We start from the raw sequence: 26,111 nt of genomic DNA, 5'->3' as shown, positions 1-26,111 counted from the left end.
TGCACTCGAAGGAGACGAAACACAAGCCGCGGGCAAAACGCCTGGACGGGGCTGAACGACCCGCGAAGAAGCCTACCGCCGCAGCACCGCGCTCAGCACGTCGCGGATGCCGATCGAGCCGACGAAACGCGAGCCTTCGTCGAACAGCGCCACCGGCGCCGTCTGCGAGCGATGCATGGCGAGCATCACCGTCTTCAGCGGCGTGCCGGGGTTGGCCCAGAACACCTGGGCCCCCTCCTCCGGCTGGCGCTCGACATCAGCGCAGGAGACCCACACCGCCGGCTTGCCGTCGCGCTCGGCCGCGGCCACCAGGCCATGCTCGTCGATCTTGAAGCGCGTCGTCTTGCGCCGGTCAAGCCACACCCAGCCGTCCTCGCCGTGCTCAAGATCGCGCCGGTCGCGCATCACGTTCCACGCCGTCAGCACCGACAGCGGGTTAACGTTGGCGATGAAGTCGCGGACATAGTCGTTGGCGGGGCGCAGCACGATGTCTTCCGGCGCGCCGGTCTGGACGATGCGGCCGCCCTCCATGATCGTGATGTGGCTGCCGATCTTCAGCGCCTCCTCGAGGTCGTGGCTGACGAAGATGATGGTCTTCTTCAGTTCGGCCTGGAGCTGCAGCAATTCATCCTGCAGCTTGGTGCGGATCAGCGGGTCGAGGGCAGAGAACGGCTCGTCCATCAACAGGATCGGCGCCTCGGTGGCGAAGGCCCGGGCGAGACCGACGCGCTGCTGCATGCCGCCCGAAAGCTCATGGGCGTATTTTTTCGACCACTGGTCAAGATGGACCAACTGCAGCTGCTTCTGCACCCGCGCCTTGCGTTCGGCCTCCGGCACGCCTGCAAGCTCGAGCCCGAAGCCGACATTTTCCTCGACCGTGCGCCACGGCAGCAGGCCGAACTGCTGGAACACCATGGCCACCTGCTTCTGCCGCAGCCGCCGCAAGGTCGCCTCGTCGCAGGTGACGACATCGACGGTGCGGTCGCCGTCCTTGACCAGCACCTGGCCGCGCGACACGACGTTCAGCCGGTTGACGGCCCGAAGCAGAGTCGACTTGCCGGAGCCGGAGAGGCCCATCAGCACCGAGATCTCGCCCTCATGCACGGTGAGACTGGCGCCGGCGCAACCCAGCACGTTGCCGGTCTTTTCGAGTATCTCGGCACGCGTAGCGCCTTTGTCGATCATCGCCAGCGAACCGGCCTGATCGGCCCCGAAGACGATATCGACGTTCTTGAAGTCAACCGCGACGGTCATTTCTTGCCTCCAACGCCGATGCGGGTCATCCGGTCGAGCACGATAGCGAGCACGACAATCGCAAGTCCGGCCTCAAGCCCGAGATCGATGCGGCGCGAGCCGAGCGCGCGGTTGATTTCGGTGCCGAGGCCGCCGGCGCCGATCAGGGCGGCGAACACCACCATCGACAGCGACAGCATGATCGATTGCGTCAGGCCCGCCATGATGGTCGGCAGCGCCGACGGCAGCTCCACCTTCCACAGAAGCTGGCGCTTGGTGGCGCCGAAGGCTTCACCGGCTTCGACGATCGCCTTGGGCACCGAAACCACGCCGAGATGCGTGAGGCGCACGGCTGTCGGGATGACGAAGATGATGGTGACGATGAGGCCGGGCGCGTTGCCGAGGCCAAACAGCGTCAGCACCGGGATCAGGTAGACGAAGGTCGGCAGCGTCTGCATCAGGTCGAGCACCGGCAGCATGACCCGGTAGACCTTCGGCTTGTGCGCGGCCCAGATGCCAAGCGGCACGCCGATGGCCATGGCCATGGCGGCGGCGGCAACCACCAGCACCAGTGTCTGCACCGTCTGCTTCCACAGGTTCTGGTTGATGATGAAGATCAGGCCGAGGAAGACGCCGATGGCGAGCGGCCGCGAACGCTGCAGCAGCCAGGCGATGATCGCGATGACCAGCGCCAGAAGCACTGGCGGCACCATCAGCAGAAGGTCCACCGCCCCGTCGAGGATAAAATTCAGCCCGTTTGAAAACGCCCGGAAGATGGTGTCGAAATTGTCGGTCAGGAAGCCGAAGAAGGCCTTGCCCCACGGCCCGATGGGGATCTTGTAGTCGGTCAGGAGTTTCGAAATCGGATCCATCTTTCCCCTCTCGGCTTCGCCGCGCTTGCCGTACGGTCATCTTCTCACAGGATAAGAAAAAGGGCAGCCTTTTCTATCTGGCTGCCCTCTTCCGGATGATCATTCCGGACTCAAAGCCGGCTCAGCTCCCGAGCGCGGTCTTGACGGCTGCCGCCGCGTCGCCGCCGTCGAAGGTGGTGACGCCGGCAATCCAGGGCGCAACGGCGTCGGGATGCTTCTTCAGCCAGTCTTTCGCCACCGTTTGGGCGTCGCCGCCCTTCAGGATCGCGTCCATCATCTCGCCTTCCATGTCGAGATTGAACTTCAGGTTGGCGATGAACTTGCCGGCGTTCGGGCATTCGGTGGTGTAGCCCTTGCGCACATTGGTGTAGACGGTGGCGGCGCCGAAGCCGCTGTCGCCCATGCCGTCGAGATAGGTGATCTTCATGGCGCCCATCACCGGATGCGGCGTCCAGCCGAGGAAGGCGATCCACTCATTGTTCTTCATCGACTGCTCGGCCTGCGTCAGCATGCCGGCTTCCGACGACTCGACCAGTTCGAAGCCTTCGAGATTGTCCTTCGGGTTCTTGATCATGTCGAGGATGATGCGGTTGCCGTCATTGCCGGCCTCGATGCCGTAGATCTTGCCGTTGAACTTATCCTTGAACTTGCCGAGATCGGTCAGCGACTTGACGCCGGCATCCGCGACATAGGTCGGTACGACGATGCCGTAGCCGGCGCCGGTCAGGTTGGTGCTGATCGTCTCGACCGAGCCGTCTGCGGTGTAGTCCTTGATGTCATTGGTCATCGACGGCATCCAGTTGCCGAGGAAGACGTCGAGGTCCTTGTTCTTTAGCGAAGCCATGGTCACCGGCACCGAGAGCTGGATCGTCTGCGGCTCATAGCCGAGCGCGGTGAGCAGCACCGAGGCCAGCCCCGTGGTGGCCTGGATGTCGGTCCAGCCGACATCGGAGAGCCGAACCGCCTTACAGCTCGCCGGGTCGCCGGCATAAGCAGCGGTCGTGGACAGAAGCGCCGCGAGGCCGAGGCCTGCGACGAAAGATTTCATACGCGACATGAACTTTCTCCCATTAAGATTCCGAGGCGATGCGAAGTTACGGTTCTTGCGCCCGCCTTGTTTCGTCAGCCAAACACCATTTTGATGTTGTTTCAAGCGGTTCGACATCGCGATGAACGGCGCGCGCTGGTCATTAAGCGACATGACGGGGTTTTGAACGACATCCAGTTTTTGGTGGACGGAGCCGGGGGCCCCCTCCCCGTGCGCCGACATGTGGGCTTAGAAGGGCGACATGGCCAAGCTCTACTTTCACTACGCGACGATGAACGCCGGCAAGACGACGATGCTCCTGCAAGCGTCCTACAACTATCGCGAACGCGGCATGTCGACGATGCTGTTCGTCGCCGGCCACTACCGCAAGGGCGACAACGGGCTGATCTCGTCGCGCATCGGTCTCGAATCCGAGGCCGAGATGTTCAGAGACGGCGACGACCTCTACGCCAGGGTCACCGAGCATCACCAACACGCTCCGGTGCATTGCATCTTTGTCGACGAGGCGCAGTTCCTCGAGGAAGAGCAGGTCTGGCAGCTCGCCCGCATCGCCGACCGTCTGGGCATTCCGGTCATGTGCTACGGCCTGCGGACCGATTTCCAGGGCAATCTGTTCTCCGGCTCGCGGGCGCTGCTCGCCATCGCCGACGACCTGCGCGAGGTGCGCACCATCTGCCGCTGCGGCCGCAAGGCGACGATGGTGGTGCGCCTGGGGCCCGACGGCAAGGTAGCGAAACAGGGCGACCAGGTTGCGATCGGCAAGGATGTCTATGTCTCGCTCTGCCGCAGGCATTGGGAAGAAGAGATGGGTCGGGCCGCGCCAGACGACTTCATCGGCTTTGTCCGGGCCTGACGGTTTCAGGCAGCCGAGACGCGCCGTGTCGGAAACCGCCAGCCAAGCCGAACGCCGAGTGTCGCCAGCGCGATCAGCGCCATGCCGGCGGCCTGCGCAGGCCGGAGCGGGTGCGCATACAAAGCCCAGTCGATGATGATGGCAACGACCGGATAGATGAAGGTGAGGATGCCGATCACCGGCGTCGTCAGGCGCGGGAAGGCCGAATTCATCAGCACATAGGCGATGCCCGTATGCAGGATGCCGATCCCGGCCAGCCAGCCCCACGATGCCGGCGGCATGGGATGACCGATATCGGCGAACGGGCCGAGCATCACGACCCCGACCAGCGTCTGGCAAAGCACCGTGACCTCGGCGCGCTGCCGTCCGAGACCCTTGGCGAGAATCGTCGCCACCGCGTAAAGCAGGGCGGCGCCGAGCGTGAGCGCGATGCCAAGCGCCCATTTCGGGTCGGCATGGTCCCGCGTGACGACCAGGCCGCTGGCCAGCACGACGCCAAGGAACGCGCCGAGCATCCACAGAACCTGGTCGAGCGAGATGCGTTCCTTGAGGAAGGCAACGCCAAGCAGCACCACGAAGAACGGCTGCACATGGTAGACGATCGTCGTGGTTGCGATCGATGTCATGGCGAAGCCGGCGAAGAAGGCCGTCCAGCTCAGCACCATGCAAGCGCCGGCGAGTGCCGCCAGGGCAAGCCGCGATAAGGCCAGCGTCCGATCCGGCAGGTAGCCGCGCAGCAGGCACCATGCGGCCAGGAATATGGCGCCGAACACGCATCGCCAGAAGACGACGGTGACCGGATGCTGTCCCGATTCCGTCACGAAGGCGCCGACCGTGCCGGCAATCACCATTGCCAGCGCAAGCGTCGCGGCGGGGAAACGGTCGATCGATATGCCTCTCATCGCAAGGCTCTCCGGCGGGTCGAAATCCATCTGGCCACTTGCAGCGATCTCAAGCAAGCGAATAGATTTGTGATGACCTATTCGATATGCTGATAGCACCATGGCCGCTCCCCTCGACCTCAACCTGCTGAAGACCTTCGTCGCCGTCGTCGAAAGCGGCAGCCTGTCCAGCGCAGCACCTCGCGTTGGCCGCAGCCAATCGGCGGTCAGCATGCAGATGCAAAGGCTGGAAGAGACGGTGGGCAACCAGCTTCTGGTGCGTGGGCCGAGAGCGGTCACGCCCAACGCGGCCGGAGAGGATTTCCTCATCTATGCGCGCCGGCTGCTGAAACTCTCCGACGAGGCCTGGGCGAGCGTCACCCGCCCGAAGGAAACCGGCAGCGTTCGCCTCGGCGTGCCGGACGACTACGCCGCCTTTCTGCTGCCGCCGGTGCTGTCGCGTTTTGCCGAGGAACACCCGCTGGTAACTGTCGAGCTCGTCTGCGAGCAATCGACCGCCCTGGTGAAAACCCTGGCCGAAGGGCGGCTCGACCTGGCGATCGTCACCCGTCTGCCGGACCAGCCGCTCGACGTGATCCGGCTGGAGCGCTTCGTCTGGGTCGCCTCGCCGAACCACGTCGCCTGGCAGGCCGATCCCTTGCCCGTCGCCCTGTTCGAACCGGGCTGTGCGGCGCGGATGAACGTCCTGCAGGCGCTTGGCGATGCCGACAGGTCCTATCGCTGCACCTATTCCAGCGCCTCCCTGCTTGGCCTCGTCGCCGTGGTGCAGGCCGGGCTCGCGGTCGCCGGCCTGGCGCAGCGAAGCGTGCCTCCGTCGCTGCGCATCATCGGCGCCAATGAAGGGCTGCCGGTGCTGCCGGACCTCGAGATCGGCATCTTGCGCAACCCGTTGTCGACGACGCCGGCCGTCGAGCGGCTGAACGACTTCCTGCGCCGCGACCTGGCCCAACAAGCTTGATTGCGGCTATCTGGACGAGGCGGCCGGATCACGCGCAATCTTTGGCGTCGCGCCAATCCATGATGTCTTTGTTAAGGCCCGCGCCCTATTTTCTGTCGTCAGCCAGAACCAGCCGGAGACCCCGTCATGTTTCGAGCCATCTCGTGCGCCGCCCTTTTCCTGCTCGCCGGCGGCCTTGCCGCGCATGCCGATGGCGACGCGGCGCTTGGCAAGAAGGTCTTCAACCGCTGCATCGCCTGCCATGAGGCGGCAAGCGACCGCGACAAGGTCGGCCCGCATCTGATGGGCGTCGTCGGCCGCAAGGCCGGCTCCGCTGAAAGCTTCGCGAGCCATTATTCGCAAGCCATGAAGGATGCCGGCGCCGCGGGCCTCGTCTGGGACGACGCCAACCTCGCTCAATATCTCAAGGCGCCCAAACAGAAGGTTCCAGGCAACAGAATGGCCTTCACCGGCCTGACCAGCGATGACGACATCGCCAACGTGATCGCCTATCTCAAGGCCGACCCCAAGCCCTGATCGACCCCGTGAACCCGGCATCGCCGCCGCAAGACATTTGCCGACGTTGTTTCATGACCTTGGCCGTTCGCAAAAACAAGACCTAAGGCATATCAGCTAAAGCTGTTCGATGGTGGTGCGCATGACTAGGCGCCATGCGCATGCTTGCCTTGCCTTTCAAGCACCTAGCCAATTCTTTTGTTTTGACGCATCTCCTTGTCTTCCTTCTTTCAATCCCTTGAAGCCCCACATATATTCGCCGCCACGACACGGAAACGGATGCCGAAGCGGGAGGCCCCAATGGCGACATTGCAGAATTTCGATGCCGAAATTGCCAAGACCAAGCAGGTCGTGCAGGACATGCGCACCAAGATCGAGCAGTCCGGCACCGTGCTCGACACGCTCGCCCAGGCCGACAAGAAGATCGGCGACGCCAATTTCGACATCGAGAACGCCCGCATCGAAGACGTGCTGAAGCAGCAGAAGGTCATGGAAGGCAACATCGCCGACCTGATCATCGGGCTCGAGGACGCCACCAACGTCTTCGGCGCCGAATTCGAAAGCATGAAGAACTACACCGGCTGGGAAAACTTCGTCGGCGTCTTCTCGGCGCAGCGCAAGCAGCGCATGCGCACCGACCGCGTCCGCAACATGTCGCTGGCCGGCAACCTCCAGGAACTGCTCGCGAAATCCGACACCATCGTCGGCATCCTGAAGGCGCAGAAGCAGGTCCTCGACCAACGCTACAAGACCTCGGAGGCCAGCCTGTCGCAGGTGATCGAGCGCCGCAAGGTGACCATGACCAATCTCGAGGCGGTGCAGAAGCGCATCGAGGAGCTCAACCCGCAGCTTCTCGACATCGAAAACAAGATCGCCGCCTCCACGACCCAGAAGGAGCGCACCGAGCTTGAGGGCGAGCGCTCGAAGATGGCGACCGAATACAACGAAAAGCAGGCCAAGGAGCAGGAGTTGCTGGCCGAAAGCCAGACGCTGGAGCGCTACACCTCGATGTTCCAGACCTTCGTCGATTCGCTCAACAACCAGATCGCCGCGCAGTCGACGCTGATCAACAAGCTGACCATCGACACCGAGCAGCGCATCGTCCTGTACAAGGCGCTGGAAGATTCGCTGAAGACCGCAGCCCAGCAGGACGTCGCCCACAAGATCAACACGCTGGGCAGCCAAGTCGACAACACGGCCGAGGAGACGATGGCCGGCATCGGCGCCGCCTCGCAGAAACACATCGGCGATCTGCTCGAAATGCACGAGAAGAACATGGTGGCTTCAGCCGACATCCAGCGCCGCAAGAAGCTCGCCGACGACGCTTTCGCCCGCCGCTTCGACGATGTGATGAAGAAGCACAATTCCGCCAACTACGTGCAGTCCTAAGCAGGTTCCGCAAAAGTGTCCCACGGTTTTGCGGTCAGAACCTGCGAAAAACAAAGAAATCCAGGCAGATATTCGTGGGGTATCCCACGAATATCTGCCTGGGCGGCGCCGCTGATTTCATTTCCACGGCAGCCTCATGACACCTGAGAACGACGCGGCGGCGCGCTATTTCTCCGCTATCACGGCGGCGCTGAGCGGGCTGGAAGTGTTCATGCGCGACGACCGCTCGCCGCTTTACCGGCACGGCATCGTCGCCAGGATCGTCGCGGAGTATATCGCGCGGTTGGAAAAGTCCTTTGCCTGCTGGCGCAACCGGCTCGGCTTCATGGACACGTTCCGCATTTCGCGCGCCGAGAGCGGCTATCCCGTTTTCCAGAACCTGCTCGAATTGGAAAATGACCGCCAGCAGGCCGATGCCCGGCTGGCCAACATCCCGCAGGCCGGTGAGCTGCGCGAGGAGATGGCCGACTTCATCCTGCGCCACAAGGAGTTTCCCGAGGCGCTGCAGAAATCGATGGCCGAGCGGCTCTATCTGGAGGACGTCAAGAGCGAGGAGACCTTCGGCCCGTTCACCCTGGCGCAGACGGCGAAGGTCTCGATCAACCCGAAGACCATGCGGCCCTATTACCTGGTGCACTGGGCCTCTTTCGACGGCAGCGCCAACCTGCCGCTGGTCTATATGGTGACAGTCGAGGATTCCTCCGACAGCATGGTGCGCCAGCTGGTCGACGTGAACGGCAAGCTCAACGAGCGGGTCGACATTCCCCTCCCCGTCGACGGCCTGCTCAATCCCGAGCTCGCGCACCGCTTCGACGATTTCACCGAGAAGAACTCGGCCTATACGCTGTCGCCGGCGACGATCGCGGTCAATCTCGACAAGGATTTCGAGCCGCTGCATCCCAAGCAATTGCGGCGCGTCGTGCTTGGGCCTTTCTACTCGGCCGGCATCACCGACAACAATTCGACCGTGGCCGAGGTTCTGGCCAAGGTGCGCAAGCCGGAGAACGCCTGGCTGCTCACCTGGACCATCCAGGAGGTCTTTTCCAAGAGCGAGAAGCCGGGCCGCAAGGGCCTGTTCTCCAGCGAAAAGACGACGCAGGAGTTTTACATCAACACCGACGACCTCGAAGCGGCACGCCAGGGCGTGTCGAGCTACGAGAACCACGCGCTGATCCCGCACGAGGCCTATCAGGCGCTCTACGCCGCGGGCGAGGCGCAGAAGATCTTTTCCGGCTACAAGGTCCACGTCCTGTCCAACGGACAGGTCATCAGCGATGTATGAGATGCTTGCACGGCCAGAGGCGCGGCGCGCGAGCGAGGTGCGAAAATTGACACCAGCAGGCAGAGTTTTCGCCAAGAAAAGAGAGCTTGACGCTCTAAAAAAGAAAGCTCGCCCGGGTGCCTTGGATGGCTTGGAGCACACCCAGCGGATTGACATCACCTATACGTCGAACGCGATCGAGGGCAACACGCTGAGCGCGGCCGAGACCGCCCTGGTCCTTGAGAAAGGCATCACGATCAGCGGCAAGCCCCTCAAGGACCATCTCGAGGCGGTCGATCATGCGCGGGCCTTGAACTGGGTGCTGGAAATCGCTGCCCAACGCGACGCTCCGATAATCGAGGCGGACATCCGCAACCTGCATCACCTGGTCGTCGCGAATTCCAGGCCGGAGATCGCCGGCCGCTACGCCGATCGCGCCCGTTATGTGAACACCGATGCCGGTGTTCACAATTTCCCGACGCCAACCGAAGTGCCCGCGCTGATGGAAGCTTTCTCCCGCTGGCTTGGCGCGGCAAGCAATAAGCCGCAAACCGCCTTCGAGGCCCATCGGCGGCTGGTTGGCATTCACCCCTTCAACGACGGCAATGGTCGCACGGCGCGGCTGTTGATGAACCTTGTGCTGGCGCGCGCCGGCTATCCGCCCGTGGCAATCCGCCCCGAAGATCGCCCTGCCTACATCGCGGCGCTTGAAATCGACCAGCGCGGCGGCGGTCATGCAGCCTTCGACAGGCTGCTTTTCGAAAGGCTGGACCAAACGCTGGACCTCTATCTCGATGCCGCGCATCAAGCTCGCGATCCGTCCGTCGGTGCCGGCAAGATAATTCCGATGAGGAGCTGATCATGGACACCGGGCTGACCACGATCTCGGAAGCCGCAATCGAAAAGCACCGCGCGACCGCGCAGAGCTTCATCACCCGCATCGTCGTGCTGGAGGATCCCTCGCGCGAATCCGGCACCGCGCTTGCCGGCACCAACCGCCGCTTCGTCTCGACGGTGTCGGTCGGTTCGGTGCGCCGCACGCGCGAGGTCGAGCTCTCGAAGACGGTCGCGGCCATCCACCCCGACGACCAATTGATGACGATCCCGCAGCACACGCTGCTCTACCGCGCCCGCCGCGGCCTGGCGATCGCGCTCGCCATATCCGACGTCTTCGCCGAAGGCTCAGACCTTGAAAGCCTGCAGGCGAAAAATGCGCGCGCGCCGCTGGAGGGCGACGAGGCAGCCGCCTTCAAGAAGCTTCTGTCGGCGTCGGCCTACGTCTCCGCCTTCAGTTTCGCTTCCTATCTCTTCCAGCTGATCGACAGCGACGGCGAGGCGCCGAACGATAGTCCCGAGCCCGACTTCCTGTTCGACACGCCGCAGGACGCGGTGAAGTCGATCGTCGCCGGTCTCGACAAGGCGATCGCCGGCTCGAAGGACGACGCCGACCTGATGACGCGCGCTCACGCCTTCGCCCGCGTCGCCATCGACGGGTTGCTTGCGCGAAAAGGTCGCTTCGACGGCATCGGCCCGTTCGAGAATGCGCATATCCGCATCGACGTCGACGATTTCACCCTCGACGGCTTCGACGTCGCGCCCGGCAAGCGATCCAAGCCGCTGGTGATGACCTTCAAGAAACCGGAAGAGGTGGTCGGCAACCACATCGCCAAATTCCAGTCGGTCAGGCTGGCCAAGATGCTGATGGCCTATGATTTCGAGCGCGAGCTGAACCCCTTCGTCGAGCTCGGCGGCTTCCTCTTCACCTTCATCGGCGACGGCGCGCCGGGCACCGGCAAGACGACGCTGATCCAGATGATCGCCGGCCTCGTCAACGGCTACTGTCAGGTCGCCGGCTATCCCTTTGCTTACGAGAATTTCGGCGTCGACCAGATCTCGTCCTACCAGGGCAAGTCGGGCCAGAACTGCCGGCAGTTCATCAACAACGTGCTCAATCCGCGCGTCATCGGCTTCGGCACCATCGACGACATCGACCAGGTGGCCGCGCGCCGTTCCGACGACCGCGCGTCCGCCGGGCAGCAAGAGATAACCGGTGTGCTGATGGACGCCTTCGCCGGCGCCTCGACGGTCGTGCGCGGCAACTGCTCCTTCGGCATGTTTTCCAACTATCCGGAAAATGTCGACGATGCGCTGCGCCAGCGCGCCGGCGCGCGGTGGCTGGTCGATGGACCGCAGACCCGCGACGACTATATCGACATCTTCGTGCTGCTCGCCGGCAAGAACCACGAGATCCCGCTGGGCAAGCACGAGCTCTATGCCGCGCAGGAGATCCAGCGTGCGGTGAGCGAAGCCTATGAAGAACACGAGAAGCCGCAGGAAGACGGGCTGATGAAGGTCTATGAGCGCTACATGAAGGAGAATGGCGCGCCGAAGACCATGGCCGATGTCGGCACCTACCTGCACATGATCAAGGACGCCGAGCCGCGCTTCACCGGCCGCGCGATCAAGAACGTTACCGACGCCATCAAGATGCGCGCGATGGATATCGAGCTGCCGGACGACTGGTTCGAGAAGCCGGAAGCCTTCATGCACAAGAGCTACGACGACAAGAAGGCGATGATCGAGGAACTGCGCGGACCATTCTCAATGGACATGGTCATGCAGGAGATCAACCGCTACGCCGATTCCGAGTTCCGCTATTCCGACAAGTCCGACGATGCCGCGGTGGAGAAGTTGCTGCGCGACGCAAGGCTGCGCGAGAGAGCGGCGCGCGAGATGGAGGAATTGAAGAAGAAGGGGCTGTGGAATGCGTGAGCTGCGCCAACGCCCCCTTCTCCCCTTGTGGGGTCCGAAGGACGAGGCGAGACCCGTGGCTCGCCCCCGTGCGGTGGATCGGCGCGACAGCGCCGAGACGGATGAGGGGTGCTCCAGCGGAGTGAGGCGCTCGCGTTCCCTGGAACACCCCTCATCCGTCGCCTTCGGCGACACCTTCTCCCACAAGGGGAGAAGGGAAGGCTGCGCCGCCCCTCATCCGCCCTTCGGGCACCTTCTCCCCGTGAACGGGGAGAAGGACAGGTGAAGAAAAAGCCCGACCTCCTGCGCGACAACGAGCTGATCTACGGCCGGCTGCTCACCATCGACGAGTCGCATCTTATCCAGCGCTACAACAAGGCGCTTGCCGCCTTCGGCCTCGAACCGACGAAGCTGAAAAGCTTCCAGATCGACCGCACCGGCTTCTCGCCCGAAATCGCCGAGGAGTGTGGCGATTATGACTATCTCGACCCCAACGAGGTCAACCGCCGCTTCATCATCCTGACGCCGTCGCAGATCGACCTGCCGGTGGTGCACACCGCCTTCTCCAACACCTCGCAGCTGATGTTCGAGTTCATGTCGAAGAACCAGCGTGCCATCGACGCGCTGACCATCAAGGACGTGATCTACGGCGAGATCGAGGACTCGGTCCCCAAGGTCAACGACATCGAGGACCTGCTGTCGATCAACCAGGTCGAGTTCAAGGTGTTGTCGGCCGAGGACGTGCTGGGCAAGGCGGCCGAGCTCGGCAAGCTGGTCGACCGGCTGAAGCAGGAGCCCGACGCCTGGCGCGACAACGCCATGCTTGAGCGCATGGTCGATCTTGCCAAGGTCTGCGGCGACATCCGCGAGAACGCGCTGGTGCCGGACCAGGTCATCTTCCGCCACAACGCCTACTGGACCAGCCATTTCGGCGGGCTCTATGTCTTCGTCGACCCCGACATGACGACGGTCATCTGCGATCCTGCCGCCCCCGGCTTCCGCCGCTCGCGACCCTGGCAGGTCAGCTATCTGTCGATTAACGACGCCGACAAGGTGTTCCGCTTCCTGGCCGCCACCGGACGCCTCGACCTGCCGCGCGCCTCCTGGATCGAAGCTTCCGGCTATCTCGAACATCGCGCCGAAATGGTGGTGCGGGCGCTGATCCGCGACGCCGAGCCCAATCGCAACCTGACCGACGTCGACAAGGTCTGGCTGCAGACCTGGATCCTCGGCCATGCCGACCTGATCGCAAGCGACGGCAATTTCCCGTTCCTCAATGCCGCCAAGCGCGAGATCGCCCAGTTCGGTCATCTCAAGATCGAGGACGTGGCGCCGCGCCAGCGCTTCCTGGTCGTGCGCGCCAAGCCCGATCATCCCGATGCCTGGCTGACCAACCAGCTGATTTCGGATTTCGTGCCGCAGGACTTCGTTTCGCGCTACGTCTTCAACAAGCCGGGTTTCTACAAGGACTATGACGGCTTCAGCGACGCCTGGCGAAGCCATGTTGTGGACGTTCTGAAAACCACATATCTGAAGGACAAGGTGGCGTTCCGCGCGCGCCTTTACGGCCTGACTGACTAGAACGAAATGAACCGTCATTTCGTTCTAACTTTTTGTTTGGCGCATGATGTTGTCCAAAAAGTCTGCAACTTTTTGGCATCATGCTAAGGGGGTGCCACAGCCATGCTCGACCCGATCGTGAACTTCTTCACCCGGATATTCCAGTGGATTGGCCGCGGCATCGGCTTCGTCATCGGCGTCATCCTGTGGCCGTTCATGTGGGTCGGCCGCTGGTACGGACAGCGCGGCTGGATTCTCAAGGCGGTGGTCGGCCTTGCCATTCTGGTATTGATCGGCCTCTACGCCAATTTCTTCTACGCCACGCAGTGGTGGAACAATTTCAACCCGAACTATCCCGACACCTACACGTTCGAGAAGCGCAACGTGTCGGCCGGCGAGCAGGTTGCGGCCGGCAGCGGCACCGATACGGCCAAGACCTGCGGCAATTCGGCGATCGCGCAGGTCGCCGCCGATTTGACGGACTTCAACGTCAACCAGAATGCCTGGATCTCCTCGATGATCCTCTACAAGCTCGGCCTGTTCGGCATCGACTGGGACGACACGCCGTGGATGGACAACAAGGCCTCCTTCCAGCGCGGCATCAACCAGGCGGTGCGGCGCACCGCGACCGAGCTTGCCGACAACCTCGGCCGCGTGCGCACCACCTCGCAGATCGACGCCGACCTGCAGGATGCGCGCGGCAATCTGCAGTTCGACGAGTACACCTGGTATTTCGGTCTTAATCCGTTCGGCCCCAAGACGCCGACGCCGAGCTATTATCGCGACGCGGTGCGCAAGCTGCGCTCCTTCAACGCGCGTCTGGCCACTTGCCAGGCGACGTTCGATGCCCGCGCCGACAATCTGAAGCAATATATCGACCGCATCGCTTCGGACATCGGCTCGACCTCGGCCATCCTCAAGGAACGCGCCGAGAACCACAACAATGGCTGGTTCGACACCCGCGCCGACGACCGCTTCTGGTTCGCCTACGGCCAGCTCTACGCCTATTACGGCCTGATGAAGGGCGCCCAGGCCGACTTCGAGGACGTGATCAAGGAGAAGCACCTCCAGAACCTGTGGGACACGATGGACCAGCAATTCGTCTCGGCGCTGCGCATCCAGCCTTTCATCATCGCCAATGGCCGCGAGGATGGCTGGCTGTTGCCGACGCATCTGACGACGATGGGCTTCTACATCCTGCGTGTGCGCTCCAACATGGTCGAGATCAGCAACGTGCTGACGCAGTAGCGCCGGGTTGGAGCAACACTGCGATGGCGGATTTGCGCCGTCGCCTCTGTCGCTTTTCGCGTATTAGGCGGCTGTTTTGAGACGGCGAAGCGGCCCCCGCTCTGGCTTCTATACGCCGCAAGCGACCGGGCGCCGAAGACCCGAAGCGGGCCGAGCCGGGAACAGCAATATTCTTTCTTTACAGGAAACATAGTTGCATGAAAGTTGACGCCCAGGCCGCGACAGGGTTAGAAAATATCCCTGCGCCCGTGCGGCGTTCGAACATGCACAATTGATCAAAACCGTCCCTTCCACCGCCCAATCCAGAGGAAAGCCGTCATGGCCGAAGTGAAGTCCGACATCGAGATCGCCCGCGCCGCGAAGAAAAAACAAATCCAGGAGATCGGCGCCAAGATCGGCATCCCGACCGAACATCTGCTGCCCTATGGCCATGACAAGGCGAAGGTCTCGGCCGAGTTCATCAAGTCGGTGAAGGGCAACAAGGACGGCAAGCTGATCCTGGTCACCGCCATCAACCCGACGCCTGCCGGCGAAGGCAAGACGACCACCACGGTCGGCCTTGGCGACGGCCTGAACCGCATCGGCAAGAAGGCGATCGTCTGCATCCGCGAAGCCTCGCTCGGCCCGAATTTCGGCGTCAAGGGTGGCGCCGCCGGCGGCGGCTACGCCCAGGTGGTGCCGATGGAGGACATGAACCTCCACTTCACCGGCGACTTCCATGCCATCACGACGGCGCATAATTTGCTTTCGGCGCTGATCGACAACCACATCTACTGGGGCAACGAGCTCGGCATCGACACCCGCCGCGTCGCCTGGCGTCGCGTCATGGACATGAACGACCGGGCGCTGCGCGAGATCATCTGCTCGCTCGGCGGCGTCGCCAACGGCTATCCGCGCGAAGCGGGCTTCGACATCACCGTCGCCTCGGAAGTCATGGCGATCCTGTGCCTCGCCACCGACCTCAAGGACCTCGAAAAGCGCCTCGGCGATATCATCGTCGCCTATCGCCGCGACAAGTCGCCGGTCTTTGCCCGCGACCTCAAGGCCGACGGCGCCATGGCGGTTCTGCTCAAGGACGCCATGCAGCCGAACCTCGTGCAGACGCTGGAGAACAATCCGGCCTTCGTGCATGGCGGCCCGTTCGCCAACATCGCGCATGGCTGCAACTCGGTCGTCGCCACCACGACGGCGCTGAAGCTCGCCGACTATGTCGTCACCGAAGCCGGCTTCGGCGCCGACCTGGGCGCCGAAAAATTCTTCGACATCAAGTGCCGCAAGGCAGGCTTGAAGCCGTCGGCGGCGGTTATCGTCGCCACCGTGCGCGCCATGAAGATGAACGGCGGCGTCAAGAAGGAAGACCTCGGCAAGGAAAACATCGAGGCGGTCAAGAAGGGCTGTCTCAACCTCGGCCGCCACATCGAGAATGTGAAGCAGTTCGGCGTGCCGGCGGTGGTGGCGATCAACCACTTCACCACCGACACCGACACCGAGATCCAGGCGATGAAGGATTTCGTCAAGGCGCAGGGCGCCGAGGCGATCCTGTGCAAGCACTGGGCGCAGGGTTCGGCCGGCATCGAGGACCTCGCCAGGAAGGTCGTCGAGATCGCCGAATCCGGCGCCTCGCAGTTCTCGCCGCTCTATCCCGATGAGATGCCGCTGTTCGACAAGGTCAACACCATCGTCAAGCGCATCTACCGCGGCGACGAGGCGATCGCCGACAAGTCGGTGCGCGACCAGTTGCACGCCTGGGAGCAGGCCGGCTACGGCAACCTGCCGGTCTGCATGGCCAAGACCCAATACTCCTTCTCGACGGACCCGAACCTGCGCGGCGCGCCGACCGGCCACACCGTGCCGGTGCGCGAGGTCAGGCTTTCGGCCGGCGCCGGCTTCGTCGTCATCATCTGCGGCGAGGTCATGACCATGCCGGGCCTGCCAAGCAAGCCGTCGTCGGAGAAGATCTTCCTGAACGAAGCCGGCCAGATCGAAGGCCTGTTCTAAGCCAGACTGACCTGAACGGAAAAAGGGCGCCGCATCATCGCGGCGCCCTTTTGTTTCGCCAGCTTTTCACGCCACCGTGGGCGAGCCGAATTTCTTGATGCCGGCGACCGACATCGAGACGAACTGGTCGAGGATGGCGAAGAAGATATCGAGGCTGAAGCCGAACAGAAAAGCGAAGGTGAACAGGCTGAAGCCTATGCCGGTGACCTCGCCGCCGAGCTTGGTGCCGGGCGCCATGAACCAGGCGAGGATCATGCCGGCAAGCCCGCCGAGCGCGATGCGGTGAATGAGCCGCGACAGCGGCGGATTGGGCAGGAGCGGGTTCAGGATCATGCGCATGTGGAACATGATGCCGCCAAGCGCGCCGTAAAGCGCGGGCAGGATCCACAGCGCATAAGGGCTGAGGACTTCGCTCAGCGTCTTGGCCTGCAGTGTCAGCGTCGAAATCGAATTCGGCGTGATGGTGATGACGCCTTCGCACTGCAGATCGCGTGTCGCCTCGTCGAAATCCGCGTTCACATCTTCGGTCTGGCCGGCGGTGCCGGTGGCGCTGACGACTTGCATGCCGCCTTGAATGTTGCCGTTGTTCTTGCAATCGAAATCCGACTGCTTGAGCGGTTGGCTGTTTTCGGCACCGCTCTGCTGTTGCGCCAGCGCGATTTGCTGGCCGCAGAACTGGTCTATGGCCATCTGCCTGGGGTTCGAGAAATCAAGCGGCGCCCCCGCCTTGGCCGCCGAAGCCGAAAGCTTGCAATAGGCCCATTGCATGCCCCAGAGCGGAAAGGGCGCCTCCTGCGTCATGAATCCCTGCGCCCGCACCAGCAGCGAGGAGAACCGCTGGTCGAGCGAATGCAGGCTGTCGACGGAATTGTAATAGGCATCCTTCAGAAGCGTCAGGTCGGTCGTCGACGCCTGCTTGGCGGCGGCCGAGCTCAATTGCTTCTTCGTCGCCCAGACCTGCCGGATCGACTGCCCGAACCGAGCACTGAACTCGTTGTTGTCGATCTCCTGCAGCTCCGTGTTGATCGAAACGCCCCTGTTGTAGACATAGGTCAGCTTGCCGATGACGATCATCATCGTCACCGACAGGGCGATGAGAAAATAGGTCGCGAGCGCGGAGCGCCGCGACATGTCGCCGGGCGACCAGCCGGTGCGGAGCGCAGCCAGGGTGGAAAACGGCACGGTGTTGGAGCAGTCGTTGAGCACCGTCTGAAGCTTGACGACCTCGGGCTGGCTTGCCGTCGCGTCATTGAGCTTTTCCGCATCGCCGATCGCGGCGAAGAGCGCGCTGTCCTTGAACACGCCGTAGCGGCCGTAGCCGGCAACCAGCTTGGCGTCGGCAAGCAAGCCGGAGACGAGAGGATCGTGGGATGTCGTCGTCATCGCGCTCCCCTCCGACGACTAGCCCAGATAACCCGGCACGAAGCCATATTGCGACGGGCACCCGCAGGGATAGCCGGGCGGCCCGGGTGGCTGCGCCCAGCACCAGAAGAATTGGGTGATGCAGATCGTCCCCGGCGCGTGCGGCGGAACTTGCGCGAGAGCGGGCCACGGCAGCACCGCCGCGCCGACGGCGAGAGCCAGAACGACCAGGGTTCGTGCAACGCGCGCCTTCAATCCAGCCCCCAAAAGCCAACCGCGCTTACTCACATGCGCGGCGACTTTCGGAAAATACCGGAGCGACGTCCGTGAAATGGCTCACGCTTTGCCTGGATAGTTGGCGCGCCAAAAAAAAGGCGCCGTATCCTCGCGGCGCCTTCCCGTTCGAAGCGGTTCCAGCTAGGCGGCGTTCCGCTGCAAGGCACGCTGGTTCGAAGCGTAGATCGTGTCGCGCTCAGGCAGGGCGCCGGTCTTCAGGCAATCGATCCAGTCGGCGGTCTTCAGCACCGCGGCGAAGCGCGACTGCAAGACGACGCTCACCACCCGGTGTATGTCCTCGGCCGATGCATAGCCAGCGCTGTTGGCATAGGGCACCGAGCCGCTGGCATCCGAAAGGAACTCGACGGCAAAGCCCATATGCACCGCGTGGATGATGGTCGACAGATCGCAATTGTGGGTCATGTAGCCGACGACCACGATCGTATCGATGGCGTTGGCGCGCAGCCAGGCTTCGAGATCCGTGCCGGTGAAGGCCGAAGGCAGCGTCTTTTCGACATAGTGGTCGCGGCCGCGCCTGGCGATCTCGGGATGCAGCTCGCCACCATGGCTGCCCTTGGCAAAGATCGGCGAGGTCTCGGGCGCCATCTGCTTGACGACGACGACCTTGATGCCGGCCGCCGCGGCGGCATCCATGGCGCGCGCGACATTGGCGACACTCTCGGCGAAGGGCGGATGCTGGATGGCGAGATTGCCGCCATTGTAGTCGTTCTGGACATCGACGACGACAAGCGCGCGGCGTGGCTGGGTGGCTGGTGCGGACATGGCGGTTTCCTTTCGACCGGGTTGATGGGCCAAAGCTAGCCGGCTGCTTCAGCTCCAGAAAGTGGCCCGATTGACATCACTCGAAAGAATTGGGACAATCAGCTCTCAACGGATCAATGCTTGCCATGAAGAACCCGATCATCGCCGCCGTCGCCTTCGACGGCATCAGCCCGTTCCATCTCTCCGTGCCTTGCCTGGTGTTCGGCGCGGACCGCACCAAGCTTGGCCTGCCGCGCTTCGACTTCCGCGTCTGCGCGATGGAGGAGGGACCCATTCATACCGATGCCGGGCTGAGCATCGTCGTGCCGCATGGGCTTTCGGCGCTCGACGAGGCCGACATCGTCATCATCCCGAGTTGGAAGGATCTCGAGGATCCCCTGGCCGCGCCGTTCAAGGAGGCGCTGCAACGCGCGCATCGGCGCGGCGCGCTGATCGTCGGCTTGTGCCTCGGCACCTTCGCCATTGCCGGCGCCGGATTGCTGGCCGGACGCAAGGCGACCACCCACTGGGCCTATACCGACCGGTTGCAGGCGCTGCATCCCGACCTCGCGATCGATGCCGACGTGCTCTATGTCGACGACGGCGACATCATCACCTCCGCCGGCGTCGCCGCCGGGCTCGATTGCTGCCTGCACATCGTGCGCGCCCGCTACGGCGCGGAAGCCGCCCTTCGGCTAGCCTGCCACGTCGTGCTCTCGCCGCACCGGCAAGGCGGCCAGGCGCAGTTCATTGAGCGCCCGGTCGCGCCGACGCCGAACGCCGACCGGTTCACGCGCGCTCTCGACAAGGTGCGGGCAACGCTCGGCGAAACGCACAGTCTCGACAGCGTCGCCGACATGGCAGGCCTCACGCGTCGCACCTTCACGCGCCGCTTCCAGAACTCGATCGGCACCAGTTTCGGCGACTGGCTCGCTGACCAGCGCGTGGCACTGGCGCAGAGGCTGCTGGAGCAGACGGACAAATCGGTGGACATGGTGGCCTTCGAAGCCGGCTTCGGCAGCGCCACGTCGCTGCGCCAGCATTTCGCCGCGCGGCTCAAGACCTCGCCCTTGCAATATCGGCGCGAATTCTCAAGGCGAGGTGGTTCAGGCGAGCGCCGCGCCCGCGCTTCCTCGCGCTGATCCGACCGGACGATTTGCTCAGCCTCCCTTGTCGGCAGCGCCGGATCGCCGACGACCGTGCGGTTGTCGGCAACGTCGCGCGTCACCACCGCGCCGACGATGGCGCCCTCGCCGATGCTAACGCCGCGAATCGCGCTGCCGCCGATCCAAGATTGTCGCCGATCTCGAAAGGCCTGGCGATCTCCGGTCCCGCCAGCCCGCCTGCGGCCTCCTTGTGATGCTCGGCGCAATAGATCTGCAAGCCTGCCCCTGCCGATGCGGGCTGGGTTCGACGACCGTTATGTGCTCATCGGCCGTCGACATCACCCGCTGCGGCACAAGCGGATTGCCCTCGAGGCGCATCCGCGAGTGGAGCGGTGACGCCGCCCCGGTTCAACGCAGAAGGCCTCTGTTTCTGCCTTTCAAGATGCGCAAACCACCTCTGGCCAAGTGGTATTATATTTTGGACAAGTGGTATCTATACGCGCCTCCAAACAGCTAAAATTTCGCAGAATCTTCGAACAATCACGAGAAAACGCTTGAAATGTGCACGTGATTGATGTCTTCTTTACCTTAAGTTGCAAAATTGACGCTACCAATTAAATACCACTTTTTGAGGTTGCGTAAAGAAATAACGCCCAATGCGCATCAATGGCGCATCTCGCCCAATGGGCGCTCGACGGTCAAAAACAACAGGGGGAATGCTATGAATCAGATAAAGTTACGTGGTTTATCGCGTGCTCTGCGGATCGGTCTCTGTCCCGCGCTACTGGCTACGACTGCCCTGTCACCGGCGCAGGCCCAGGTTTCCGACAAGCAATTGACCAGTGCGTTCCAGCAAATTGTCAGGGGCGATACCGATTTCAAACCGGACAGCACGAGCCGCATCGTCCTGGATGTCAACGACGCGGCCCTGATGGAAACGCTGACCGCTCCACGCGGCTTGGTTCAAAACCTGCGCTATGCCACGGGCCTGCAACTGGATGTCGTTGTTGGCACGCCGGGCAAGAATGATATTTTTCTTACCCGGCAAAGCCTGGCGGATCAGGCCGATACGCTGACGCTGACAGCGCTGGGGAGCAAGGGCACTGTCAGCAAGGACATCGGCAACAACCTACTGAACGAAGGCTATCAGTTCCAGTCCGGGGAAAACGGCCTGACCATCAAATATAATGCCGGCCTTGGCGCGCTGCGGGGCATGCAAACGATCACGCAGCTTCTGTTGGCGGACGGCAAGTCCGTTGGCCGGCATGATACGATCGCCGGCGGAACCGGGCTGGACTTTCCGGCGTTCGAGAGCCGGGAGGTCATGCTGGATGTCGGCCGCCTGTTCATGCCCGTCGATCAGATTATCGGCTATATGGAAAAGATGAGCCTGAACAAGCTCAACGAGCTTCATCTTCATGTGAATGACAATGCCGGACTCGGATATTTCCGTCTCCAGAGTGACAACTATCCGGGACTGACGCCGCCGGATGGCAAGTTTTACACGAAGGAGGATTGGGCCAGGCTCGAAGAGGCCGCCGCGCGATATGGGGTGACAATCATTCCGGAAATCGACACGCCCGGCCATTCGAGGGCGTTCAACCAGGATAATCCCGACCTGCCATGGCTTGGTGGTGCGTACGGTGCCTTCGATATTAGCAGTGACGAGAAACTCCAGGTCGTCGCCGATTATGTGGTTGGCGTCATCAATGAGTTCCGACCTTGGTTCAAATCAGGTGTTTTTCATCTCGGCGGCGATGAATCGGATAACTCGCGTGCCCAAACAACGAAATATCTGAACCTACTTTATGACAGGATCGCGAAATCCGATGCAAATCCGGATGGCTTCAATTCTATTCGCGTATGGAGTTTTGAACGTTCAGGGAAATATGCCGGGATAAATCCAAATATCGTTCTGCAAAACTGGCACGATAACGCGATAACAGACAAAGATGTCAAATGGGTCGACCTCGTCACGCCCTATTACTATTTCGTGCCGACGCTGGGCCGGTATGGATATACGCGGGAGGGATTGGACCCAGCCGAGGCAGGGCGGCAGTTTCAGAAGGCGATCGACCAGTATGTTGCCACCGGCATTCTGCCGGACGGGCTTTTCGTTGCCAACTGGAACGACATTTCGGCAAAGAAGGGATTGTCGTCCGATTTCATCAATGCCGGCATGTCGAAGACTTTCCCCGTCATGGGGTTGATTTCATGGCGTGGCCAGATTCTGGGTCCGGACGGAAAGGTCATTCCGGTTGAGACAGCGGGACTGGAAAATCTCATTCCTATCTCGCAGGAACTTTCCTCCTATTGGGTGCGGGACCGGTTCCCCTACTTCGACGGACAACAGGCGATGGATGTCCTGATGGACACATCCCGCCATAGATTTATCGATATCAGCGGCGAACCCGGCGCGGATCATCTTGTCGATGGTTCCGGCGTTAAGGACTGGATGGGCTGGGATGTCGAAGACATGCGCAAGGCCATGAATGGGCCGACCGTGCTCAGAGGCGTTTTTATTGCCGAGCTGGCTGGCGAAAAGGCGGCGATGACGACGCAACCCGGATCGGTTTGTCGGGATGTCGGTTTTGCCCTGGGTGAAAAAAAGCACTCATCTTGCAACGCGGATACATGGAACAACGACATCACCGATGAATCGGACGCTGCCAAGGCCCGGATTGAAGCCTGGAATCTTCGTAAAGTCGCCCTCGGCATCGAGAACGCGACTTCGGCAGACGAAATTCTCTCGGGCGTCAGAGACCCAATTCTTGCTGCGATGCCTGCAGCACGCCAGTTAATCGACTCGGTTTTCGCTGCGGCCACCAATACGAGCGATGATTGGTTTAACCCGAGTGAGCTGCTTAAAGCGGCCTTGGCTGCTGTTGATGCTGACCCTGTTGCCAAAGAGATTTATCGAAGGTTCTTGAACGTAGGCGTTGAGAATATATTATGGCAATACGAAGGGAATGGAGCCGCAAAATACGCTGAATTTCTGGCCACCACATCTGACGGCAAGCTGGCTGAAAATATCGCAGTAGAGCGCGTCGGCCGGGCCATTGCTGAATACAACGCAACACAACCTGTTATCGATGCCCTTTTAACGAAGACATACACACCTGGCGGGTTGTTGAAGCTCGGACCTGGCTCGCTGCGGCTGACGGGTGACAGCACCTATGGCGGCGACACGTTGGTCAATGGTGGCCTGCTGGCGGTCGACGGCTCGATTGTGTCGACGGTGACCGTCAACAGTGCCGGCACACTGGGCGGTGTCGGCCGTGTCGGGGCGCTGGTGGCCAAGGACGGCGGCTGGGTATCGCCGGGCAATTCTATCGGTACGCTCTCGGTCAGCGGTGACGCCAAACTGGAGAAGGGCAGCAGCCTGCTGGTCGAGGTGGATGGGGACGGCAATTCAGACAAGCTTGCCGTCGACGGCAAAGCGACGCTGCTCGGCGGTGTTGTCATGGTCACCCCGGAAGCGCCTGTGCTCACCCAGGCGGTCATGGATACGCTGGTGGGCCAGACTTACACTATCCTGACCGCTGCAGGCGGTGTCGAGGGCACCTTCGCGGGCGCGCAATCCTACTACACCTTCATCGGCACCGATCTCGCCTATCATCCCGGTGATGTCACGCTGACGCTCAACCGTGTTGCCTTTGCCGATGTCGGACGCACCTTCAACCAGCAGGAGACTGCAAGCGGCATTGAATCGCTTGGTGCCGGCAATCCGATTTATGATGCGATCCTGGCTTCGACGATCGATGACGACCCGGCTTCGACCTTCGCAGCGCTGTCGGGCGATATCCACGCCTCGCTCAAAGGCGTGTTGATCGAGGATGGCCGCATTGTGCGTGATGCCGCCAGCGCCCGGGTGCGCGCCACGCTGGGCGGCATCGTCACCACGACGGCAGCAACGGATGCCAGCAATGATACCGGGATTGCCCCCACCAACTGGGCTCAGGCTTACGGATCGTGGGCAAGTATCGGCAGCGACGGCAACGCTGCCGAACTTGACCGGAAGATCGGCGGCTTCCTCACCGGTGCCGACGGCTTCATCGCCAACGACTGGCGGCTGGGGTTCCTGGTCGGCTATGCTAACACCGCCCTCTTTGGTGCGGCGTCTTCTGCCAACATCGACAGCTACCAGATCGGCGTCTATGGCGGCACGCGATGGGATGCGATTGGGCTCAGCTTCGGTGCCGCCTACGCCCGCCATGACATCGACACAACGCGCAGTGTCGCGGGATATAGCGCTCAAGCCAATTACGGTGGCGATAGCGTGCAGATCTTTGGAGAAGCCGGCTACACGATCGATACTGCCTTTGCGGTCCTCGAACCGTTCGTTGGTGCCGCCTATACGCATCTGAGTACTGACGGCTTCGCGGAGACAAACTCCGGTCCCTACGGTCTGTCCGGTTCCGGCAGTTCCACCGATGTCACAACGACGACACTCGGCCTGCGCGCCTCGCATCACTTCTCGCTTGGCGGCACGAGAGCCACGGCATCAGGCATGATCGGCTGGCGCCATGCCGTCGGCCACGTGACGCCGGAAGCCGCCCTTGCCTTCAAAGGTGGTGACATCTTCGTCAACAGGGGCTCGCCGATTGCCAAAGATGCGCTGGTGTTTGAAGCTGGTTTCGATGTCGATCTGGCAACGAACGCCAAACTGGGCCTTTCCCACAACGGGCAGATCGGCAATGGCTTCAACGCCCACACGGTCAAAACAAATCTCACCATCAAGTTCTAAGAACGATCTTGATGGACCGATCAATTTTAACGGTTTCTGCCTAATTCTACCGCGTCACAAGATATGGTGGCGCGTGCCGATCAGCGCGGAAGGGCGCCACTTCGCGGGAGGCGCCCCTCGTACCCGGAATGCGGATCAGGCGCGCCCGCTACGGCGCGGAGGTCGCCCTTCGCCTTGCCCGCCACGTCGTGCTCTTGCCGCACCGGCAGGGCGGCCAGGCGCAGTTCATTGAGCGCCCGGTCGCGCCGACGCCGAACGCCGACCGGTTCACGCGCGCTCTCGACAAGGTGCGGGCAACGCTCGGCGAAACGCACAGTCTCGACAGCGTCGCCGACACGGCAGGCCTGACGCGCCGCACCTTCACGCGCCGCTTCCAGAACTCGATCGGCACCAGTTTCGGCGACTGGCTCGCCGACCAGCGCGTGGCACTGGCGCAGAGGCTGCTGGAGCAGACGGACAAATCGATGGACATGGTGGCCTTCGAAGCCGGCTTCGGCAGCGCCACGCCGCTGCGCCAGCATTTCGCCGCGCGGCTCAGAACCTCGCCGATGCGCTACCGGCGCGAGTTTTCCCGAAGCACCCAGGCGCCAGGCGGGCTCAGCCTCTCGTAACGACCCGTGCCGGGTTGCCGACGACGGTGGTGTTCGCCGCCACGTCGCGCGTCACCACCGCGCCGGCGCCGACGATGGCGCCCTCGCCTATGCTGACGCCGGCAAGGATCACCGCGCTGCCGCCGATCCAGGCATTGTCGCCGATCGTCACGGCCCTGGCGATCTCCAGCCCGGCCAGCCGGCCGGAGGGCTCGCGATGATGCTCGGCGCAGTAGATCTGAACATTGGGCCCAAGCAGCGTTCCCTTGCCGATGCGCACCGGCGCGGTGTCGAGGATGGTGCAGCCAGCATTGAGGAAGACGCCGTCGCCGAGGAAGAGGTTGAAGCCATAGGCGCAATGGAACGGTGCCTCGATGCGCGCCCCCTCGCCCGCGCCGCCGAGCAGCGCCCGCAAGGCCGGGGCGATATTGCCGCGCTGCCTGGGCGTCAGGCTGTTGTGCTCGAACACCGCATCGCGCGCGGCAACGCGCAAGCCCTCGAGCTCATCGTCGATGCAGATGTACCATTCGCCCGCCGCCATCTTCATGCGTTCGCTCGTCGTCATGGCGGCACCTCCGGAGTCTGCTGCCAAAGCATAATCGCCAAAGCATAATCGATTGTCAGACAAAAGCCCCGTGGCCAAACGCCTGGCCTATGCTAGCCTGCGGTTGCGAGACCATGCGACGGTCTCATTTGAGGG

General features: G+C 62.4%; 19 protein-coding genes and 2 pseudogenes. 13 read left to right on the top strand and 8 right to left on the bottom strand.

Going from position 1 to position 26,111, the window contains the following annotated elements:
• Nucleotides 1-72: 72 nt before the first annotated feature.
• The 3 genes from choV to AC0YKC_RS10940 form a co-directional block, all read right to left on the bottom strand.
• Complete coding sequence (gene choV, locus AC0YKC_RS10950; RefSeq protein ID WP_320293343.1) at nucleotides 73-1,254, bottom strand: choline ABC transporter ATP-binding protein; 1,182 nt, start codon at nucleotides 1,252-1,254, stop codon at nucleotides 73-75.
• Nucleotides 1,251-2,105, bottom strand: a complete 855-nt coding sequence (gene choW, locus AC0YKC_RS10945) for a choline ABC transporter permease subunit (protein ID WP_320293342.1) — start codon at nucleotides 2,103-2,105, stop codon at nucleotides 1,251-1,253. The genes choV and choW overlap by 4 nt, the downstream gene beginning before the upstream one ends.
• Before the next feature lie 121 nt (nucleotides 2,106-2,226).
• On the bottom strand, nucleotides 2,227-3,162 hold the full coding sequence (locus tag AC0YKC_RS10940; RefSeq protein WP_320293341.1) for a choline ABC transporter substrate-binding protein: 936 nt from the start codon (nucleotides 3,160-3,162) through the stop codon (nucleotides 2,227-2,229).
• 232 nt (nucleotides 3,163-3,394) lie between these two features.
• Between AC0YKC_RS10940 and AC0YKC_RS10935 the strand changes: the two genes are divergently transcribed.
• Nucleotides 3,395-4,006 carry a thymidine kinase gene (locus AC0YKC_RS10935; protein ID WP_320293340.1) on the top strand — a complete coding sequence of 204 codons (612 nt, stop codon included), beginning with the start codon at nucleotides 3,395-3,397 and terminating at the stop codon, nucleotides 4,004-4,006.
• Nucleotides 4,007-4,011: 5 nt separating this feature from the next.
• Here the strand turns inward: AC0YKC_RS10935 and AC0YKC_RS10930 are convergent, their stop codons facing one another.
• The gene (locus tag AC0YKC_RS10930; RefSeq protein WP_488511059.1) at nucleotides 4,012-4,908 is read right to left on the bottom strand and encodes a DMT family transporter; all 897 of its coding nucleotides are present in this window, start codon (nucleotides 4,906-4,908) and stop codon (nucleotides 4,012-4,014) included.
• 100 nt (nucleotides 4,909-5,008) lie between these two features.
• Here AC0YKC_RS10930 and AC0YKC_RS10925 point away from each other — a divergent pair, with 100 nt between their 5' ends.
• The 9 genes from AC0YKC_RS10925 (at nucleotide 5,009) to AC0YKC_RS10885 (ending at nucleotide 16,568) form a co-directional block, all read left to right on the top strand.
• Complete coding sequence (locus AC0YKC_RS10925; protein ID WP_488511058.1) at nucleotides 5,009-5,866, top strand: LysR substrate-binding domain-containing protein; 858 nt, start codon at nucleotides 5,009-5,011, stop codon at nucleotides 5,864-5,866.
• A 126-nt stretch (nucleotides 5,867-5,992) separates the two neighbouring features.
• The gene (locus AC0YKC_RS10920) at nucleotides 5,993-6,382 is read left to right on the top strand and encodes a c-type cytochrome (protein WP_488511057.1); all 390 of its coding nucleotides are present in this window, start codon (nucleotides 5,993-5,995) and stop codon (nucleotides 6,380-6,382) included.
• 279 nt (nucleotides 6,383-6,661) lie between these two features.
• The gene (locus tag AC0YKC_RS10915; protein ID WP_488511056.1) at nucleotides 6,662-7,750 is read left to right on the top strand and encodes a hypothetical protein; all 1,089 of its coding nucleotides are present in this window, start codon (nucleotides 6,662-6,664) and stop codon (nucleotides 7,748-7,750) included.
• A gap of 136 nt (nucleotides 7,751-7,886) precedes the next feature.
• Nucleotides 7,887-9,032 (top strand): hypothetical protein, encoded by a 1,146-nt coding sequence (locus tag AC0YKC_RS10910; RefSeq protein ID WP_488511055.1) that lies wholly within the window; start codon nucleotides 7,887-7,889, stop codon nucleotides 9,030-9,032.
• A complete protein-coding gene (locus AC0YKC_RS10905; RefSeq protein ID WP_488511054.1) occupies nucleotides 9,025-9,870 on the top strand; it encodes a Fic family protein in 846 nt (281 codons plus the stop codon). The genes AC0YKC_RS10910 and AC0YKC_RS10905 overlap by 8 nt, the downstream gene beginning before the upstream one ends.
• Nucleotides 9,871-9,872: 2 nt before the next feature.
• Nucleotides 9,873-11,783: an AAA family ATPase gene (locus AC0YKC_RS10900; RefSeq protein WP_488511053.1), complete on the top strand. Its 1,911-nt coding sequence runs from the start codon at nucleotides 9,873-9,875 to the stop codon at nucleotides 11,781-11,783.
• Nucleotides 11,784-12,044: 261 nt separating this feature from the next.
• On the top strand, nucleotides 12,045-13,343 hold the full coding sequence (locus AC0YKC_RS10895) for a DUF6638 family protein (protein ID WP_320293332.1): 1,299 nt from the start codon (nucleotides 12,045-12,047) through the stop codon (nucleotides 13,341-13,343).
• Between the two features lie 102 nt (nucleotides 13,344-13,445).
• Nucleotides 13,446-14,570 (top strand): DUF2333 family protein, encoded by a 1,125-nt coding sequence (locus AC0YKC_RS10890; RefSeq protein WP_488511052.1) that lies wholly within the window; start codon nucleotides 13,446-13,448, stop codon nucleotides 14,568-14,570.
• Nucleotides 14,571-14,888: 318 nt separating this feature from the next.
• On the top strand, nucleotides 14,889-16,568 hold the full coding sequence (locus tag AC0YKC_RS10885) for a formate--tetrahydrofolate ligase (protein ID WP_434723746.1): 1,680 nt from the start codon (nucleotides 14,889-14,891) through the stop codon (nucleotides 16,566-16,568).
• A 66-nt stretch (nucleotides 16,569-16,634) separates the two neighbouring features.
• On the opposite strand, the gene AC0YKC_RS10880 is transcribed toward AC0YKC_RS10885, so the two are convergent.
• Nucleotides 16,635-17,951 carry a hypothetical protein gene (locus tag AC0YKC_RS10880; protein WP_488511051.1) on the bottom strand — a complete coding sequence of 439 codons (1,317 nt, stop codon included), beginning with the start codon at nucleotides 17,949-17,951 and terminating at the stop codon, nucleotides 16,635-16,637.
• 396 nt (nucleotides 17,952-18,347) lie between these two features.
• Nucleotides 18,348-18,989, bottom strand: a complete 642-nt coding sequence (locus AC0YKC_RS10875) for a cysteine hydrolase family protein (protein ID WP_488511050.1) — start codon at nucleotides 18,987-18,989, stop codon at nucleotides 18,348-18,350.
• A 125-nt stretch (nucleotides 18,990-19,114) separates the two neighbouring features.
• Here AC0YKC_RS10875 and AC0YKC_RS10870 point away from each other — a divergent pair, with 125 nt between their 5' ends.
• Complete coding sequence (locus tag AC0YKC_RS10870) at nucleotides 19,115-20,110, top strand: helix-turn-helix domain-containing protein (protein ID WP_488511049.1); 996 nt, start codon at nucleotides 19,115-19,117, stop codon at nucleotides 20,108-20,110.
• Nucleotides 20,111-20,130: 20 nt separating this feature from the next.
• Here the strand turns inward: AC0YKC_RS10870 and AC0YKC_RS10865 are convergent.
• Nucleotides 20,131-20,360 (bottom strand): annotated as a pseudogene (locus AC0YKC_RS10865) (LbetaH domain-containing protein); the annotation flags it as partial.
• Between the two features lie 435 nt (nucleotides 20,361-20,795).
• On the opposite strand from AC0YKC_RS10865, the gene AC0YKC_RS10860 reads away from it, so the two are divergent.
• Both AC0YKC_RS10860 and AC0YKC_RS10855 read left to right on the top strand, forming a co-directional pair.
• Nucleotides 20,796-24,821: an autotransporter domain-containing protein gene (locus tag AC0YKC_RS10860; protein WP_488511048.1), complete on the top strand. Its 4,026-nt coding sequence runs from the start codon at nucleotides 20,796-20,798 to the stop codon at nucleotides 24,819-24,821.
• 128 nt (nucleotides 24,822-24,949) lie between these two features.
• A pseudogene (locus AC0YKC_RS10855) lies at nucleotides 24,950-25,432 on the top strand (helix-turn-helix domain-containing protein); the annotation flags it as partial.
• Here the strand turns inward: AC0YKC_RS10855 and AC0YKC_RS10850 are convergent.
• The gene (locus AC0YKC_RS10850; RefSeq protein WP_488511047.1) at nucleotides 25,419-25,976 is read right to left on the bottom strand and encodes a sugar O-acetyltransferase; all 558 of its coding nucleotides are present in this window, start codon (nucleotides 25,974-25,976) and stop codon (nucleotides 25,419-25,421) included. The pseudogene AC0YKC_RS10855 and the gene AC0YKC_RS10850 sit on opposite strands and share 14 nt — an antisense overlap.
• Nucleotides 25,977-26,111: the final 135 nt, after the last annotated feature.

This window comes from Mesorhizobium sp. CNPSo 4661 (assembly GCF_057784215.1).
Note: the sequence above shows the minus strand (reverse complement) of the source record. Positions and strands in the feature narration are given on the sequence as shown.